13 protein-coding genes and 1 riboswitch are annotated in these 15,784 nt (G+C 67.7%); all 13 genes read left to right on the top strand.

Annotation, left to right across the window (positions count from 1 at the left end; genetic code table 11):
• The first annotated feature begins 244 nt into the window (after window positions 1-244).
• Window positions 245-985, top strand: coding sequence for a hypothetical protein (locus I5R65_RS10550; protein ID WP_370460967.1), 741 nt, complete (start codon window positions 245-247; stop codon window positions 983-985).
• A 146-nt stretch (window positions 986-1,131) separates the two neighbouring features.
• Window positions 1,132-1,713, top strand: a complete 582-nt coding sequence (locus tag I5R65_RS10545) for a hypothetical protein (RefSeq protein WP_231395144.1) — start codon at window positions 1,132-1,134, stop codon at window positions 1,711-1,713.
• Window positions 1,714-1,753: 40 nt separating this feature from the next.
• Window positions 1,754-1,992: riboswitch (cobalamin riboswitch) on the top strand.
• 142 nt (window positions 1,993-2,134) lie between these two features.
• Window positions 2,135-2,341, top strand: a complete 207-nt coding sequence (locus tag I5R65_RS10540) for a CbtB domain-containing protein (protein WP_180669276.1) — start codon at window positions 2,135-2,137, stop codon at window positions 2,339-2,341.
• Between the two features lie 10 nt (window positions 2,342-2,351).
• A complete protein-coding gene (locus tag I5R65_RS10535) occupies window positions 2,352-3,143 on the top strand; it encodes a CbtA family protein (protein WP_180669278.1) in 792 nt (263 codons plus the stop codon).
• 62 nt (window positions 3,144-3,205) lie between these two features.
• On the top strand, window positions 3,206-3,547 hold the full coding sequence (locus I5R65_RS10530; RefSeq protein ID WP_180669280.1) for a ferredoxin: 342 nt from the start codon (window positions 3,206-3,208) through the stop codon (window positions 3,545-3,547).
• The gene (locus I5R65_RS10525) at window positions 3,540-7,700 is read left to right on the top strand and encodes a cobaltochelatase subunit CobN (RefSeq protein ID WP_180669282.1); all 4,161 of its coding nucleotides are present in this window, start codon (window positions 3,540-3,542) and stop codon (window positions 7,698-7,700) included. The genes I5R65_RS10530 and I5R65_RS10525 overlap by 8 nt, the downstream gene beginning before the upstream one ends.
• Window positions 7,697-9,745 carry a putative cobaltochelatase gene (locus I5R65_RS10520; protein ID WP_180669284.1) on the top strand — a complete coding sequence of 683 codons (2,049 nt, stop codon included), beginning with the start codon at window positions 7,697-7,699 and terminating at the stop codon, window positions 9,743-9,745. Before I5R65_RS10525 ends, I5R65_RS10520 begins: the two co-directional genes overlap by 4 nt.
• Window positions 9,673-10,512 carry a cobalt-precorrin-7 (C(5))-methyltransferase gene (locus I5R65_RS10515; protein WP_231395157.1) on the top strand — a complete coding sequence of 280 codons (840 nt, stop codon included), beginning with the start codon at window positions 9,673-9,675 and terminating at the stop codon, window positions 10,510-10,512. Before I5R65_RS10520 ends, I5R65_RS10515 begins: the two co-directional genes overlap by 73 nt.
• On the top strand, window positions 10,509-12,098 hold the full coding sequence (locus I5R65_RS10510) for a precorrin-8X methylmutase (protein ID WP_180669288.1): 1,590 nt from the start codon (window positions 10,509-10,511) through the stop codon (window positions 12,096-12,098). Before I5R65_RS10515 ends, I5R65_RS10510 begins: the two co-directional genes overlap by 4 nt.
• Complete coding sequence (gene cbiD / locus I5R65_RS10505; protein WP_180669290.1) at window positions 12,098-13,303, top strand: cobalt-precorrin-5B (C(1))-methyltransferase CbiD; 1,206 nt, start codon at window positions 12,098-12,100, stop codon at window positions 13,301-13,303. The genes I5R65_RS10510 and cbiD overlap by 1 nt, the downstream gene beginning before the upstream one ends.
• Window positions 13,300-14,067, top strand: coding sequence for a precorrin-2 C(20)-methyltransferase (gene cobI, locus I5R65_RS10500; protein ID WP_180669292.1), 768 nt, complete (start codon window positions 13,300-13,302; stop codon window positions 14,065-14,067). Before cbiD ends, cobI begins: the two co-directional genes overlap by 4 nt.
• Window positions 14,064-14,840 carry a precorrin-4 C(11)-methyltransferase gene (gene cobM / locus I5R65_RS10495; RefSeq protein WP_180669294.1) on the top strand — a complete coding sequence of 259 codons (777 nt, stop codon included), beginning with the start codon at window positions 14,064-14,066 and terminating at the stop codon, window positions 14,838-14,840. Before cobI ends, cobM begins: the two co-directional genes overlap by 4 nt.
• Window positions 14,837-15,676 carry a cobalamin biosynthesis protein gene (locus tag I5R65_RS10490; protein WP_180669296.1) on the top strand — a complete coding sequence of 280 codons (840 nt, stop codon included), beginning with the start codon at window positions 14,837-14,839 and terminating at the stop codon, window positions 15,674-15,676. Before cobM ends, I5R65_RS10490 begins: the two co-directional genes overlap by 4 nt.
• Window positions 15,677-15,784 lie beyond the last annotated feature (108 nt).

Raw genomic sequence — 15,784 nt, 5'->3', positions numbered from 1 at the left:
TGCTCATGCAGTTTGCGATGGTCATTTTTGAATCAGCCGGCTCGGCCGACTTGCATCGAAACCTTGCTTCATTCAGACAATTCCCATGTCAAGCGCTTTACAACTGTGAAAACATGCCGTTTTGGCAGCAGGTTCGGACGGATGGGGCAGAGCGGGTCAGGGTCCCGGGGTGGCACCTGCCACCTGTCTCCATCAGGAGTTTCAGGCTGACCATTCCCGCGTTTCCACAGAGGAGTGCACGCCAGTGTCCGATGACTACCAGATTCCCACCGCCCCCGGTTATCCGGGCCACCCCGGCCGTCGCCGCATTGCGCGTCGGCACATGCTGCAGACGCTCACGCCGCTTTACGTGCTGGTGCGCGCAACCGGCCTCGTCAGTGCCGACGGCCTGTGCCAGGTGATGTGTGAACGAACCCGCGACAGTGAAAGTGGCCCCGGCACCAACGCCATGGTGGTCTACCTTTCCCCCTTCGAGGCCTGCCTTGACGCCGCCTGGCACGCGCTGGCCCCCGAGCGCTACGATGTCCTGGCGGCCTCTGCCTTCACGCCTGACGAGCTTCTCATCTACCAGCCCGAGCGCTTGCCCTACTGTCTGCACGTTGCCTGGGGCGCCCACGACGGTCAGTTGGTGGTGCGCCGCGACGGCGGCCTGCTGCGCCTGTCGTCGGCCCATAGCGCCCCGATCTCGCGGCTGATCGACGCCATCCATCTGCGCATCGAGCTCCCGGTTCTGGAAAGCCATGAGCGACTGTGGGAGCAGGCCGGGCTGTACGCCCATGCCGAATCTCATGCACGCATGCTGGCCGCCAGTGATGCCGAGCGCCATCGGCAGGCGCTGCAGGCCATCCAGCGCATCCCCGGCACGGCCCGGCCAGGGCTGCCTGTCAATCAGGTCGCGCTCTATGACGTCGAGTCGGCGCAATGGCATTTCGTGGCCCTCAAGCTATTTGAGACCATCGTCCAGGAATCGGGGCCGGGGCGTTAGGTGCGGTTTTTCTGGCGCCGCCAAGCTTTCTTCATGTTCATTCAGAATTTTCTGATATGAAAGAAAATTCACTTCTGCAACGATGGAGGCGAGTCCGGGGCTGGTTGTGCCAGTGCCGTCCTGTTGTACGATCTTGGAGCCAGTTCTTGACCCGCTGCCTTACCACTGTCTGTTACTGGTGCGTACCGCTGCGGCGTTCCGTGCCACTGGCCTTGCTGCTGATCTGTCTGGCGGCTTGTCCGGCGGCCCAACCCTTGCCCGCCGTGGTGCTGGACGCCTGCCTGCTTGCCGACCGCGTTGGCCACAGCCAGGTCGGTATCGAGCCGGTGGCCGGGCGGGTACAGGTGCTGGAGCAAGGCCCGCTGTCGCCCTATCGGCTGTATCTTCCCGATGGCGACAATCAGCGCTGGCGCATCGGCTATGCCAGCGGCAACCCGGGCGCCGGTGATTATCTGTTTGTCAATTCTCATCGCGGCTACATCGGCCGCGCCATTGCCCTGGGTGCAGAGGTCCCGACCACCCTGCAACGGCCGCATGAAGCTTTCTTCGCCCTGTTGACCTATCTCAGTCAGCGCTACCTCTGCCTGATGGAAGTGCACGGCGAACGAGGCGGCAAGCAGCTCAGGTCGGTCTACGTGGCGCGCATTCCTTCCGGAATGGGAGGCGACCTCCATCTCTACTACAAACTGGCCGCCTTGCCGGACCCGGCGGCCGAACCGGTCCGTTGAGCGCCGTGTTGCCCAACCGGGCCCCCGCCTTTATACTTCGCCCCTTAGCATTGCTTCTGGTATCCCGCGCGCAGCCGCGCCAGGGATTCAAACGGGAAGCCGGTGCGGCCCACGCGACCACGTGCGGCCCATGCCGGCGCTGCCCCCGCAACGGTAAGCGAGGAAGGACACGCACTACGCCACTGTGCCTGAGCATGGGAAGGCGCCTGTCCGCGAAGCCTCAGATCTTGAGACTTCATCCCGCCAGCCCGGAGACCGGCCAGTGGCAAATTCTTGAATGCATCGCGGAGGGCGATCATGCGGACAGCTTCCATCATTTTCCGATCAGGCTCTGGCCATCGTCGTCCATGGGCGACCGGATCGTGCATGGGCGCTCGACGTGTCGCTTTCCCCGTTTGATCCATCCAACCAAGGAAAGCGCATGTCCTCCACCTCCGGTCTCAATGCCAGCAGTACCGTCGACTCCACCCATACCGGCAGCCATGCCTGGCGCGACCGCATCGCCCCGTCGTTGCTGGCCCTCGTGCTGGGCGTGGCACTGATCTACGGCGCCGGTTTCGCCTCCAAGGTCGAGTTGCACAATGCCGCCCACGACGGCCGCCATTCGGCCGGCTTCCCCTGCCATTGAGGAGCCTGCAATGAACTGGACCGTTTTCCGGCGCATGGCGTCGGCCGTGGTAGTGGCAGGCGCCTTGTCGGGCATACTGCTGTCGGGCGTGCAGCAATTCCAGGTCGAAAAGATCATCCTCCAGGCCGAGCAGTATGAAAAAGCGGCCGAAGAGACTGCTTCCTCCGCCTCCGCCTCTGCCTCCGCCTCCGCCTCCGCCTCCGCCTCCGCCACCCATGACCATGACGCCACTCCGGCGCATGAGCACGCGGCCGGCACCCCGGCCCACAGTCATGGCGATGAACATGAACACGACCCCAACGCCTGGGAACCGGCCGACGGCGCCGAGCGCACCGGCTACACCGTGCTGGCCAATGTCAGCATGGCGGTCGGCTTCGCGCTGATGCTGGTGGCCGCTTTTGCCATCAGCGGTCGCCGCGTCAGCTGGCGCAGTGGCCTGCTGTGGGGCCTGGCCGGCTATGGCGTGTTCTTCGTCGCGCCCTCGCTGGGCCTGCCGCCGGAAGTGCCGGGCACTCTGGCTGCCCCCTTGCATGCACGCCAGTTGTGGTGGGTGATGACGGCGGTCATGACGGCTGCCAGCCTGGGGTTGTTCGTCTTCGGCCGCGGCTGGTGGTGGAAGCTTCTCGCCGTGCTGCTGCTGGTGCTGCCGCACCTGGTCGGCGCGCCACAACCCGAGCTGCATGGCAGCGCCGCCCCGGAAGAGCTGGCCCAGGCCTTCATCCGCGCCACCGCCATGGCCAATGCCGTGTTCTGGCTGGCCCTGGGCGGCCTGACCGGATTTTTCTACCGCCGGTTCGGCTGAACCGCCTGGCGTCAGCCCTGCGGGTCGACGCCCCGCGTCGCGGCGCCTCTGAAAGTGAAGCAATGAGAACTCATCACCGCCACGTGCTCATGTGCGTCGGCCCGCGCTGTACCGAGAACGGTGCCCTGGCCGAAGCCATGTTCGGCGTCCTGGGCGAGCAGATCGACGCCCGTCCCGACTTGCGCGTCAAGCGCACCCGCACCCATTGCATGGTGGCCTGCAAGGCCCAGGCGCCGGTGGTGGTGGTCTATCCCGAAGGCGTCTGGTACCGCTGCGAAGACGCCAGCGCCATCGAACGCGTGGTGGTCGAACACCTCGAAGGCGGGCGCGAGGTCAGCGACCTGGTCTTCCACCGCCTGGGCAGCGGTGACGTCCATCCCGAACCGGAGCGCAGCGATGTCTGAGTCACAGGCGCTTGCGCAGATCGTCCTGCTCACCCACGCCCCGACCGACCTGGCCATGCTGGCGGCCGCCCGCAGCCAGCTGCCGGAGGACTTTCCCCCGGTAGCGGGCTACGACCTGCAAGGCTTGCACGCCGATACCGATGAACATGGGCAGCCCCGCCGCACCCTGGCCACCATGCTGCGCGCCGAGCTGGCGGCGGCACAGGTGATCGTGCTGCGCGTACTGGGCCGCCTGGGCGCGGTGGCCGGCTTGCCCGAGCTGCTACGGGTGGCGCGTGCCGAAGGGCGGCAACTGATCCTGCTGTCCGGCACCGGCGAGCCCGATGCCGAACTGGCTGCCGCCTCCACCGCGCCGGTCGATGCGCAGCAGCAGGCGCTGGCCTATTTCAACGGCGGCGGCAGCGTCAACCTGGCGCAGATGTTGCGCTGCCTGTCCGACCGCCTGCTGCTGAGCGGCTACGGCTATGCACCGGCGCAGGCGCTGCCCGAACACGGCCTCTATCATCCCGACCTGGAGCAGGACGCCGGCATCGCCGACTGGCTGGCCCTGCGCGCCCGCGCACCCGCTGGCAAGTCGGCGGTGGGCATCATCTTCTACCGGGCGCACTGGCTCTCGGGCAATACCGGTTTCATCGACGCGCTGGTCGCTGCGCTGGAAGCACGAGGCCTGGACGTGCTGCCGGTATTCACCTCTTCGCTGCGGGTGTCGGCTGCCAGCGGCGCCGCCTTGCCGCCCGCGCTGCAATACTTCGGCGCCGGCCAGGTGGACCTGATCATCAACACCACCTCCTTCGCCATGGGCGAGATCACCGCCGGTGGCGTGACCCCGGCCGGCTGGTCGGTCTCGGTGCTGGAACAACTGGACCTGCCGGTGCTGCAAGCCATCACCAGCGGCATGACGCACGACCAGTGGCTGCATTCCACGCGCGGCATGAACCCGCTGGATGCCGCCATGAACGTGGTGCTGCCGGAGTTCGACGGCCGCATCATCGGCGTGCCGCTGTCCTTCAAGGAAGTCAACGACAACGGCGCCGTGCAGTACCGGGCGCTGCCGGACCGCGTGCATCGCATCGCCGGCCTGGCGCAGCGGCTGGTGCGCCTGCGCACCACGCCCAATGCGCACAAGCGCATCGCCTTCATCTTCACCAATTCCAGCAGCAAGGCCGCGCAGATCGGCAACGCCGTCGGTCTGGATGCCCCGGAGTCGTTGATGGCCGTGCTGCGCGCATTGGGTGCCGACGGCTACGCCATCGCCGACCTGCCAGCCACCGGCACCGCCCTGATCCATGAACTGGTGGACCGCTGTTCCTACGACGACATCCTGCTCACCGAAGACCAGTTGCGCCGTGCCGCCGCCCGCATTCCCGCCGCCCGTTACGCGCAGTGGTTCGCCGCCTTGCCCCCGGCCCTGCAGGCCAGGATGGAGCGCCAGTGGGGCGCCGCGCCCGGCCAGGCCTATGTGCATGAGCAGCACTTGGCCATCGCCGGCCTCGATCTGGGCAATGCCTTCGTCGCCCTGCAACCTCCCCGTGGCTACGGTATGGACCCGGACGCCATCTACCATCAACCGGACCTGCCGCCCACCCATCACTACTACGCGCTGTACCGCTGGCTGGACGAAGAGTGGGGCGCCGACGCCATCGTCCACGTCGGCAAGCACGGCACGCTGGAATGGCTGCCCGGCAAGGGCGTGGGCCTGTCCGAAGAGTGCTTCCCCGATGCGCTGCTGGGCGACCTGCCGCTGTTCTATCCCTTCATCATCAACGATCCGGGCGAGGGTTCGCAGGCCAAGCGCCGCGCCCACGCCGTGGTGGTAGACCACCTGACGCCGCCGATGACCACCGCCGACAGCTATGGCGCGCTGGCCCAGCTGACGCAACTGGTGGACGAGTATTACCAGGTGGAGGTGCTGGACCCGGCCAAGCTGCCGCTGCTGCAACAGCAGATCTGGGAGCTGGTGCGACAGACCAACCTGGATACCGACCTGCAGTACAAGCTGCTGCATCACGACCATGATCATGACCATGACCACGGCCATGACCACGGCCATGGACATGCTCACCACCATCATCACCATCATGCCCATGGCGATCATGATCACGACCACCACGATCATGATCATCACGACCACCCGCACGAAGACGGCGAACTCCCGCACGCCCTGACCGAACTGGACGGCGCCGGCGTGGCCCACCTGATCGAGGACCTGGACGGCTACCTGTGCGAACTGGGGGCGGCGCAGATCCGCGACGGCCTGCACATCCTCGGCCGTATGCCCGATCAGGCGCAGATGCCCGACATGCTGGTGGCCCTGGTCCGCCTGCCCAACCAGGACCTGCCCGGCCTGCAGGAAGAGGTGGCGCGGCTGTTCGGCCTGTCGCTGGACCTGCTGCTGGAACACAAGGGGCGCCGCCTCAACATCGACGATGCCCTGGCCCGTTGCGCCGGTCGCGCCATCGTTACCCGCGCCGATGCGCTGGAAGCCATCGACGCCCTGTGCCTGGCGCTGATGCAGGCCCTGCAGGAGCAGAACTTCGCCGTCGCGTCCATCGACGGCGCGCTCAAGACCGTCTTCGCGGCGCTGGAGCAGGCCAGTCCCGAGCAGCGACCGCGCCTGCAACCCGCCATGGGCAAGAGCGCCGGTAGCGTGCTGGGCGGCATGCGTGCCCTGGCCCGTCCGTCGGCCGCGCCGGCGAAGCGGACCACGGCCCCGGTCTCGCACACCACGCTCGACCAGGCCAGCGGGCTGCGCCGCGTGCTGGCCTTCGCCTGCGAGCAACTGGTGCCGCGCCTGCACCGGACCAGCGAAGAGATCGGCAACCTGCTCAGCGGCCTGCGCGGCGGTTACATCCCGGCCGGCCCCAGCGGTTCGCCCACGCGGGGCATGGCGCACATCCTGCCTACCGGGCGTAATTTCTATTCGGTCGATCCGCGCAGTCTGCCTTCGCAATCGGCCTGGCGCGTGGGCCAGCAACTGGCGCGTGAAGTGCTGGCGCGTCACCACCGCGAAAGCGGCGACTACCCCGAGAGCGTAGCCATCAGCATCTGGGGCACCAGCGCCATGCGCACCCACGGCGACGACGTCGCCCAGATTCTTTCCCTGATGGGTGCGCGCCCCCTCTGGCGCGCCGGCAATCGCCAGGTCGCAGGCGTCGAGCTGGTCCCGCTGGAGCAGTTGCAGCGCCCGCGCATCGACGTCACCACCCGTATCAGCGGCTTCTTCCGCGACGCCTTCCCGCAGTTGATCGAACTCATCGACGATGCCGTGCAACTGGCCATCGCCGCCGACGAACCGGAGCACATGAACTTCGTGCGCAAGCACTACCTGCGCGACCTGCAGCAGGGCCTGCAAGCCGGGCTGGGCCAGGCCGAGGCCGCCACCCAGGCGGCCTATCGCATCTTCGGCGCCAAGCCCGGCAGCTATGGCGCCGGCATCCTGCCCCTGATCCAGGAAAAGAACTGGCAGGACCAGGCCGACTTCGCCGAGGCCTACATCAACTGGGGCGGCTTCGCCTATGGCCGCAAGGTGCAGGGCGCCGACCAGCGCGAGGCCTTCCGCCAGCGCCTGGCCGGGGTGCAGGTGGCCCTGCACAACCAGGATAACCACGAGCACGACATCTTCGACAGCGACGACTACCTGCAATACCACGGTGGCATGATCGCCACCATCCGCGCCCTGTCGGGCCAGCAGCCACGCCATTACTTCGGCGACAGCCACGACCCGCAACGCGCCGCCGTGCGCGACCTGAAGGAAGAAACCCTGCGCGTCTTCCGCGCCCGGGTGGTCAATCCCAAGTGGCTGGCCAGCATCCGTCGCCATGGCTACAAGGGTGGCCTGGAACTGACGGCCACCGTCGATTACCTGTTCGGCTACGACGCCACCGCCCAGGTGCTGGACGACTGGATGTACCAGCAACTGGCCGAGACCTATGGCTTCGACCCGACCATGCGTGAATTCCTGGAACAGGCCAACCCCTGGGCCCAGAACGCCATCGCCGAGCGCCTGCTGGAAGCGGCCAGCCGCGGCATGTGGCATGAGCCCGACGCGCAGACGCTGGAACAATTGCGGGCCCTCTACCTGCACAGCGAAACCCTGCTCGAAGCCCGTGGCGAAACCGTGCGCGGCAGTGAACACACCAAGGACCTGCAATGAGCGCGGCCCCGACTTACGCCCACCCCGGTTATCCCTTTTCAGCCATCGTCGGCCAGCCCCTGCTGAAAGAGGCGCTGCTGCTGTGCGCGGTGGATCCCGGCCTCGGCGGCGTGCTGGTGCGCGGCGACAAGGGCAGCGCCAAGAGCACCGCCGCACGCGGCCTGACCCAGGTGCTGCCGGCCATCCTGCGCAAGCCTGGTTGCGCCTTCAACTGCGCGCCCGACCAGCCCACTGCGGCCTGTGCGGTCTGCAGCGCGCAGGAGCCACCCACCGCCACGCTGGCCGAGGTTCCCTTCATCACCTTGCCCCTGGGCGCCACCGAAGACCGCGTGCTGGGCTCGCTGGACCTGCAGCTAGCCCTGCAGGGCGGCCAGCGCGCCTTCCAGCCGGGGCTGCTGGCGGCGGCCCATCGCGGCATCCTCTACATCGATGAAGTCAACCTGCTGGCCGATCACCTCGTCGATGTGCTGCTGGACGTGGCTGCCATGGGCGTCAATGCGGTGCAGAGAGAAGGACTCTCGGTCAGCCATCCGGCCCGTTTCACCCTGATCGGCACCATGAACCTGGAAGAGGGCGACCTGCGCCCGCAACTGCTGGACCGCTTCGGCCTGATGGTGGAGGTGACCGCACCCACCGACAAATCGGTACGGGCCGAGGTGGTGCGCCGACGCATCGCCTACGAAGCCGACCCGCAGGCCTTCACCATCCAGTGGCAGGCCCAGCAGGATGCCCTGCGCGCCCAGGTGGCCCAGGCCCAGCGCCTGCTGCCCGGCGTGGCGCTGGACGACACCATGCTGGAGCTGATCAGCCATCTCTGCTGCGAGTTCGAGGTGGCCAGCCTGCGCGCCGACATCGTCATGCACAAGACCGCCCGCGCCATTGCCGCCTTGCAGGCCCGCGCGCGCGTCACGCCCGACGATGTGCGCGCCGCCGCGCTCCTGGTGCTGCCGCATCGCCGTCGCCGCAAGCCTTTCGAACAGAGCGGCATGGATCAGGACAAGCTCGATGAGCTGGTCGATCAGGCGCGGCAAGCGCAGGGAGAAAGCCAGGGGCAGGGCGGACAGGGCAGCGAAGGCGCACCACCCGATGCCTCCCCGGATGAACAGGAAGGGCTAGAACCGCAGGATCAGCAGGAGCAGAAGGAGCAGCAAGACCAGCAAGAGCAACAGAACAACGAAGGCGAGGGCGCCCAGCAGACCTTCGCCATCGGCACCGCCGGTCCGGCCCGCAAGATCAGCGTGGTCACGCCCACCACGAGCTTTTCGACCTCCTCGGCCAGCGGTCGCCGCAGCGCGGTGGCCGACGCCAGCCGGGGCAGCGCCCTGCGCGCCGTGCCGGACGCCAATCCGGACCGCCTGGCCGTCGGTGCTACACTGCGCAGCGCCGCCGTGCGGGGCGCCCTCGCAGGCGAGGCCGGCGAGCGCCTGCAGGTCACCCGCGAAGACCTGCATCGCCAGGTGCGTAGCGGCCGGGGCGCCAACCTGATCATCTTCGTGGTCGATGCCTCCGGCTCCATGGCCGCGCAGCGCCGTATGGAAGCGGTCAAGGGCGCCGTGCTGGCGCTGCTGACCGACGCCTACCAGCGTCGCGACCAGCTGGCCGTGATCGGCTTTCGTGGCGAACAGGCGCAACTGCTGCTGGCGCCGACCCGCAGTGCCGACCTGGCCGAACAGGGCCTGCGCGAACTGCCCACCGGTGGACGCACGCCACTGCCGCACGCGCTGCAACTGGCGGCGCAACTGCTGCAGCAGACCAGCCAGGCCAGCGATGAGCTGCCGCCGCTGCTGGTGATCCTGTCCGATGGCAAGGCCAACGTCAGCCTGCCCGGCAGCCAGGGCGACGCCTGGACGCAGACCCTGGAAGCGGCCGCCAACCTGGCCGCGCAAGCCATACCAGCGCTGGTGCTCGATACCGAATCGGGCTACCTGCGCCTGGGCCGTGCGGCCCAACTGGCCGAGGCGCTGGGTGCGCCCTGCCTGACCCTGGAACAATTGACCGGCGACGCCCTGGCGTTGACCGTGCGCGCCCAACTGGGCAAGCGCTGAAAGGAAAGACCATGATCATCTGTATCGGTGCCGGCCCCGGCGACCACTCCTATCTCACCCTGCGCGGCGCCGAACTGATCCGCAACGCCGACGTGGTGGCCGGCTTCAACGCCGTGGTGGACGTAGTCAAGGAACTGATCCCCGCCAGCGCCCAGGTGGTGCTGATGGGCTACCGCGACCAGGTCGCCAAGCTCGACGAAGTGGCGGCCCTGCATCACGCCGGCAAGCGCTGCGTGGTGGTCTTCATGGGGGACATCCACTTCAGCGGCTTCCAGTACCTGGAACGCGTGGAACGCGCCTGCAGCCACCGGGTGGAAACCCTGCCCGGCATTTCCTCGGCCCAGATCCTGGCCTCCCGCGCCCGCGTCTGCTTCGACGAGACCACCTTCATCACCTTCCACCGCCGTGGCGACCTGGAGCCCTTCAAGCGCCATCTGGTGCATGTCCTCAATGACGGTCGCAATGCCATCGTCATCCCTTGCCCCTGGGATGCGGCGCGCTCCTTCATGCCGCGCCACATCGCCGGCTATCTGCTGCAGCAGGGCGTCAGTCCCGATCACCCCACCGAGGTCTGGGAAAACCTGACCCGGGGCGACGCCGAATGGCACGGCAAGCTGGCCGATTGCGTCGATGTCGAATTCAGCGACATGAGCATCATGCTCATCCGCACCCTGACCCCCATGGCCAGCCAGATCGAACCGCCGCCTGCAGCCGCGGCCGCAGTAGCGGGAGTGGCGGCAGTAGCAGCGACAGGAGCAGCGGCATGAGGGAGCTCACCCCGCAGCGGGCCATGTCGGCGGTCGTCATCGCCGGCCATGGCAGCCGTGATCCCGATTCCCTGCGCGAGTTCGAGGCGCTGGTGGAGCTGGTGCGCCAGCGCGCCCAGGGGCGCATCGTGCGTCATGGCTACCTGGAGTTCGCCGCTCCCACCATTGCCGAGGCCGCCGCCGCCTGCGTGGCCGAAGGCGCCACCGAGGTGGCCGTGGTGCCCGGCGTGCTGCTGGGCGCGCGCCATGCCAAGAACGACATGCCGGCCGAACTGCTGGCCCTGGCGCAGGATTACCCGCAGGTGGATTTCCACTTCGGCGCGCCGATGGACCTGCATCCGCTGCTGCTGCAACTGGTGCAGCAGCGTGTGGTCGAGGCCGAGGCCAGCTCGGAGGAAATCATCCACCGCAACGACAGTTGCCTGGTGCTGGTCGGCCGTGGCACCACGGACCCCGACGCCAATGGCGAGATCGCCAAGCTGGCCCGCATGGTGCAGGAAGGCATGGGCTTCGGCGGCGTCAAGGTCTGCTTCTCGGGCACGGCCACGCCGCTGGTGCGCGAAGGCCTGTCGCTGGCCGCCGGCCAGGGCTGGCAGCGCCTGGTGGTGCTGCCGTTCTTCCTCTTCGATGGCGTGCTGGTCAAGCGCATCTATGCCGTCGCCGACGAACAGGCCGCGCGCGAGCCCGGCGTGGAAGTGCTCAAGGCCGCCTACCTGGGCGTGCATGCCCATGTCGCCGATGTCATGCTGGAGCGCGCCCGCGAGGCCGTCGAAGGCCGCGCCGCGATGAACTGCACTCTGTGCAAGTACCGCGTGCAGATCGTCGGCTTCGAGCAGCAGGTCGGCGAGCCGCAGCGCGCCCATCATCTGCAGGTGCGTGATCTGACTGCCCGTGCCCAGTCGGCGGCCTTGCCGGCGCGCACCGCGCCCTATGTACCGCATCCCATCGAGGCCGAGAGCATGGAGATCATCCAGGCCGGGCGCGAGTGGAGCAGTTTCCCGCCGGACCACCTGACCGTGCTGCAGCGCCTGGTGCATACCAGCGGTGACTTCGCCGTGGCCGATGAAATCTATTTCTCCGCCGGTGCCGCCCAGGCCGGCATGAAGGCCCTGCTGCGCTGCAAGCGCGTGGTCACCGATGTGACCATGGTGCAGACCGGCCTCAAGCGCGCCGTGCTGGAACAGCTGGGCGTGGAGACCTGGTGCGGCGTGCATGATCCCGAGTCGCACCTGATGGCCCAGAACCTGGGCATGACCCGCTCGGCCGCCGGCATCCGGCGCGCCTGGCAGAAGTTCGGCAACGACATCGTGCTGGCCATCGGCGACGCGCCCACCGCCATCACCGAAGCCGTGCGCCTGATCCGCGAACACGGCTGGCGGCCGCAACTGGTGATCGGCCTGCCGGTCGGCTTTGTCGGCACCCGCGAGAGCAAGGACGAACTGCGCCGCTGCCTGCAGGTGCCGCGCATCACCAACAGCGGCACCCGGGGCGGCTCGCCCTGGGCCGCCAGCGTGGTCAATGCCCTGATGATCGACGCCATCGCCTGGCTGGTGCAGCAGGAAGCACAAGCCGAAGGCGTGCAGTGATGGAGCACCCGGGCGAACTGCAACGCGCCGAATATGACCTGGCCGTGCTCGCGCCCAATGGTCTGCGGCGTGGTCGCAGCACCGGCAGTTGCGCCACGGCGGCGGCACGCGCCGCGCTCTATCGCCTGCTGGGCGGCGTGACGCTGCAACAGACCGACGTCAGCCTGCCTGACGGCCGGCATTACCTGTGCGTGCCGATCAAGGCGGTGCGCATGGTGGAAGAGGGCATGGCCGAGGCCGAAGTCCTGAAGGACGGCGGCGACGATCCCGACAACACCCATGGCGCCACCATCGTCGCCCGGGTGCGGCGCAATGCGCTCGGCGAAGTCCGCTTCTTCGCCGGTGAAGGCGTAGGGACGGCCACCATGCCCGGCCTGCGCGTGGCCGTCGGCGAGCCTGCCATCAACCCGGTGCCGCGTGCCATGATGCGCGCTGCCGTCGCGGAGATATGGGAGGAACTGCAGCCCGGTCAGGCTGACGTACCCGGCTTCGACCTGCACATCGGCTGCCGCGAGGGCAGGGCCATCGCGCCCAAGACCTTCAACCCCAAGCTGGGCATCGTGGGCGGTATCTCGATCCTGGGGACTTCGGGCATCGTCGAGCCGATGTCGATGGCCTCCTGGATCGCCTCCATCGAGGTCTATATCCGCGTGGCGCTGGCGGCCTGCACGCCAGGTGACGATGAGGCTGATGCCGTGGCCTACCTGCCGGGCAAGATCGGTCGCGTGTTCGTGGCGCAGACCCTGGGCCTGCCGGACAAGCGCAGCGTGCAGATCGCCAATTTCCTCGGCGATGCGCTGGACTTCACGCAGCAGGCCCTGAGCGAAGAAGGCCGCAGGCTGCCGCTGCTGTGGCTGGCCGGCCATCCGGGCAAGCTGGCCAAGGTACTGGATGGCGTGTGGGACACCCACTCCAGCAAGAGCAACATGGCCATGCAGGGTGTGGCCCGCGTGGCGCAAGACATGAACGCGACAGGCGAGGGCGAGCTGTTCACTCCCGCGCTGTTGCAGCAGATGAAGGAAGCCAATACGGTGGAAGCAATCATAGACCTGGTCCGCCAGCAGGATGCCGCGCTCTCGCGTCGCCTCTGGAGCGGGATCGAAACCCGCATCGCCGCGCTGGCGCAGGTCCGCGTACCGGCAGTCTCGCGCATCGAAGTGCGCCTGTTCGACCTCGACGGCCGTCACCTGGGAGCACTGGCATGACCGACCCCATCAGCGGCCGCCTCACCGGCATCGGCGTCGGCCCCGGCCCGGCGGGCTACCTGCCGCTGGCGGCGCTGGCCGCATTGCGCAGCGCCGACCTGATCTACATTCCCCGGGCGCGTGGCGCCGACCTGTCGGTCGCCCTGCAATGCCTGGAAGGCGTGGAGTTCGACCGCAGCCGCCTGCGCGAGATCGAGTTCAACATGGACCCCGACCGCCAGGTCCTGCAGGAGCACTACGCCCAACTGGGCCAGCAGCTGGCGGCGCAACTGCGCGCCGGCCAGCAACTGGTGTACCTCACCATCGGCGACGCGCTGACCTACTCGACCTATGGCTACGTGTTGGCGGCCGTGCGCGACCTCTATCCGCAATGCGATTGCGTCACCTTGCCCGGCATCACCAGCTACGCGGCCGCTGCCGCGGCGCTGGAATGGCCGCTGGGCGTGGGCAAGGAACGCACCCTGATCCTGCCCTGCCCGGAAGACGCCGCCACCCTGCGCACCGAGATCGAGAGCCATGACATCGTCGTGCTGATGAAGGTTGGGGCGCGCCTGCCCTGGGTACTGGATCTGCTGCGCGAGATGGACATCGCCCGACACTGCTGCTTTGCCCGCCGCATCGGCCTGGAAGGCGAGGTACTGGCGAGCGACCTGAGTTCGCTCGATGCCGCCGAGGCCAGCGGCTATCTGGCCGTGCTGCTGATCCGCAAGACCGCGCAGGTGCAGCGCCATCGCCCGCCAGCATCATTGAAAGGAAGTGCATGAAAGTCTATTTCGTCGGTGCCGGCCCCGGTGCGGCCGACCTCATCACCCTGCGCGGTGCGCGCTTGCTGGGCCAGGTGCAGATGGTGCTGTATGCCGGTTCGCTGGTACCCACCGCCTTGCTGGAACATTGCCGCGCCGATGCCGAGATCATCGATACCGCCGCGCTGGATCTGGAGCAGCAACAGGCCTGCTATGAGCGCGCCCGGGAGCAGGGCATCGACGTCGTGCGCCTGCACTCCGGCGACCCCGCCATCTATGGCGCCACCGCCGAACAGATGCGCCGCCTCGACACGCTGGGCATCGCCTATGAGGTGGTGCCGGGCGTATCCTCCTTCACGGCCGCTGCCGCTGCGGTCTCGGCCGAGCTGACCAAGCCGGAAGTGTCGCAGAGCGTGATCCTGACCCGCGTCTCCGGCCGTGCCTCGGCCGTGCCGGAATCGGAATCCATCGCCTCCCTGGCAGCACACCGCGCCACGATGTGCATCTTCCTCTCCGGCCCGCACCTGAAGAAGATCGTCACCGACCTGCTGCTGCACTATCCGCCCGAGACCCCGGTGACCCTGGTCTATCGCGCCACCTGGCCCGAGCAGCGCGTCTACCAGGGACAGCTGGACAAGGTATTGGAAGAGAACAAGCGCGGCGAATGGAACCTGACCACCATGATGTTGGTCGGTGCGGCGCTGGACAAGGCACAGGTGGCCGAGTCCAGCCTCTATTCCAAGGACTTCACGCATCTGTTCCGCGTGGTGAAGAAGAACAAGGACGCCGCATGAACCCGCCGGTCGCCCTGCCTGAACTCGGCCTGTGGCCGGTGCGCGCCGAAGCCGCGCCGCTGGCCATGTACCTGCAGGACAGGCTGGGCGGCCAGTTGGCCCAGTCCTGCCAGTTGTACCAGCCCTGGCTCAACAGCGAGGCAGGCACATCGCAGTCGCAGCGCCAGCAGTTCGCGCTGGCCTATCGCCGCCATCGCCAGTGGATCATGATCGGCGCCACCGGCATCGCCGTGCGTTTCCTCGACGGCCTGCCGCAGGACAAGCACAGCGACCCGGCCGTGGTGGTGGTGGATGAAGCGGCCCGTTTCGCCATCTCCCTGCTGGCTGGCCATGAGGGCGGGGCCAACAGCCTGGCCTATCGGGTGGCGCAGTTGACGGGCGCGCAGCCGGTCGTGACCACCGCCACCGAAGCCCTCAAGCCGCTGGTGCTGGGAATAGGCTGCCGCAAGCTGGCCTCGGTCGAACAGATCGGTGCGGCCGTCGCGCAGGCGCTGCAGCAATGCCCCGGCGCCACACTGGCCCAGGTGCGCGAAGTCGCCACCATCGACCTCAAGGCCGAGGAGCCCGGCCTGCTGGCCTTCTGCGCCACCCATGGCTTGCCGCTGCGGGTGATCGCCCGCGAGCAGATCGCCCAGCGCGCCTGGGTCGGCCAGCCCTCGGAGTGGGTGCGGCAGAACATCGGCGTGGACGGCGTGTGCGAACCGGCGGCGCTCATTGCCAGCCCGCGTGGCCGCCTGCTGCTGGGCAAGACGGCGCTGGATGGGGTGACGGTGGCCATCGTGGATGATGGCGAGGGCTGGCGCAGTTTCATTGAAAATTTGCATGACCCAGCTTAGGGATGAATTCAATACCGTTCGGACTGAGTAGGCCCTGCAGGGCCGTATCGAAGGCGCGTCTTCGATACGCGGCTTCGCCGCTACTCAGTCCGAACGGGCATGAGAAAT

Origin of the sequence: Herbaspirillum sp. AP02, from assembly GCF_015767275.1 — a bacterium.
Taxonomy (GTDB): domain Bacteria; phylum Pseudomonadota; class Gammaproteobacteria; order Burkholderiales; family Burkholderiaceae_D; genus Herbaspirillum.
The sequence above is the reverse complement of the archived record's forward strand: the minus strand, read 5'-3'. Positions and strand labels throughout refer to the sequence as shown.

Excerpts from the sequence above, each read along its gene's own strand:
- I5R65_RS10540 (WP_180669276.1), top strand. The coding sequence starts at position 2,135 with ATGTCCTCCACCTCCGGTCTCAATGCCAGCAGTACCGTCGACTCCACC.
- I5R65_RS10535 (WP_180669278.1), top strand. The coding sequence starts at position 2,352 with ATGAACTGGACCGTTTTCCGGCGCATGGCGTCGGCCGTGGTAGTGGCA.
- I5R65_RS10530 (WP_180669280.1), top strand. The coding sequence starts at position 3,206 with ATGAGAACTCATCACCGCCACGTGCTCATGTGCGTCGGCCCGCGCTGT.
- I5R65_RS10525 (WP_180669282.1), top strand. The coding sequence starts at position 3,540 with ATGTCTGAGTCACAGGCGCTTGCGCAGATCGTCCTGCTCACCCACGCC.
- I5R65_RS10520 (WP_180669284.1), top strand. The coding sequence starts at position 7,697 with ATGAGCGCGGCCCCGACTTACGCCCACCCCGGTTATCCCTTTTCAGCC.
- I5R65_RS10510 (WP_180669288.1), top strand. The coding sequence starts at position 10,509 with ATGAGGGAGCTCACCCCGCAGCGGGCCATGTCGGCGGTCGTCATCGCC.
- cbiD (WP_180669290.1), top strand. The coding sequence starts at position 12,098 with ATGGAGCACCCGGGCGAACTGCAACGCGCCGAATATGACCTGGCCGTG.
- cobI (WP_180669292.1), top strand. The coding sequence starts at position 13,300 with ATGACCGACCCCATCAGCGGCCGCCTCACCGGCATCGGCGTCGGCCCC.
- cobM (WP_180669294.1), top strand. The coding sequence starts at position 14,064 with ATGAAAGTCTATTTCGTCGGTGCCGGCCCCGGTGCGGCCGACCTCATC.
- I5R65_RS10490 (WP_180669296.1), top strand. The coding sequence starts at position 14,837 with ATGAACCCGCCGGTCGCCCTGCCTGAACTCGGCCTGTGGCCGGTGCGC.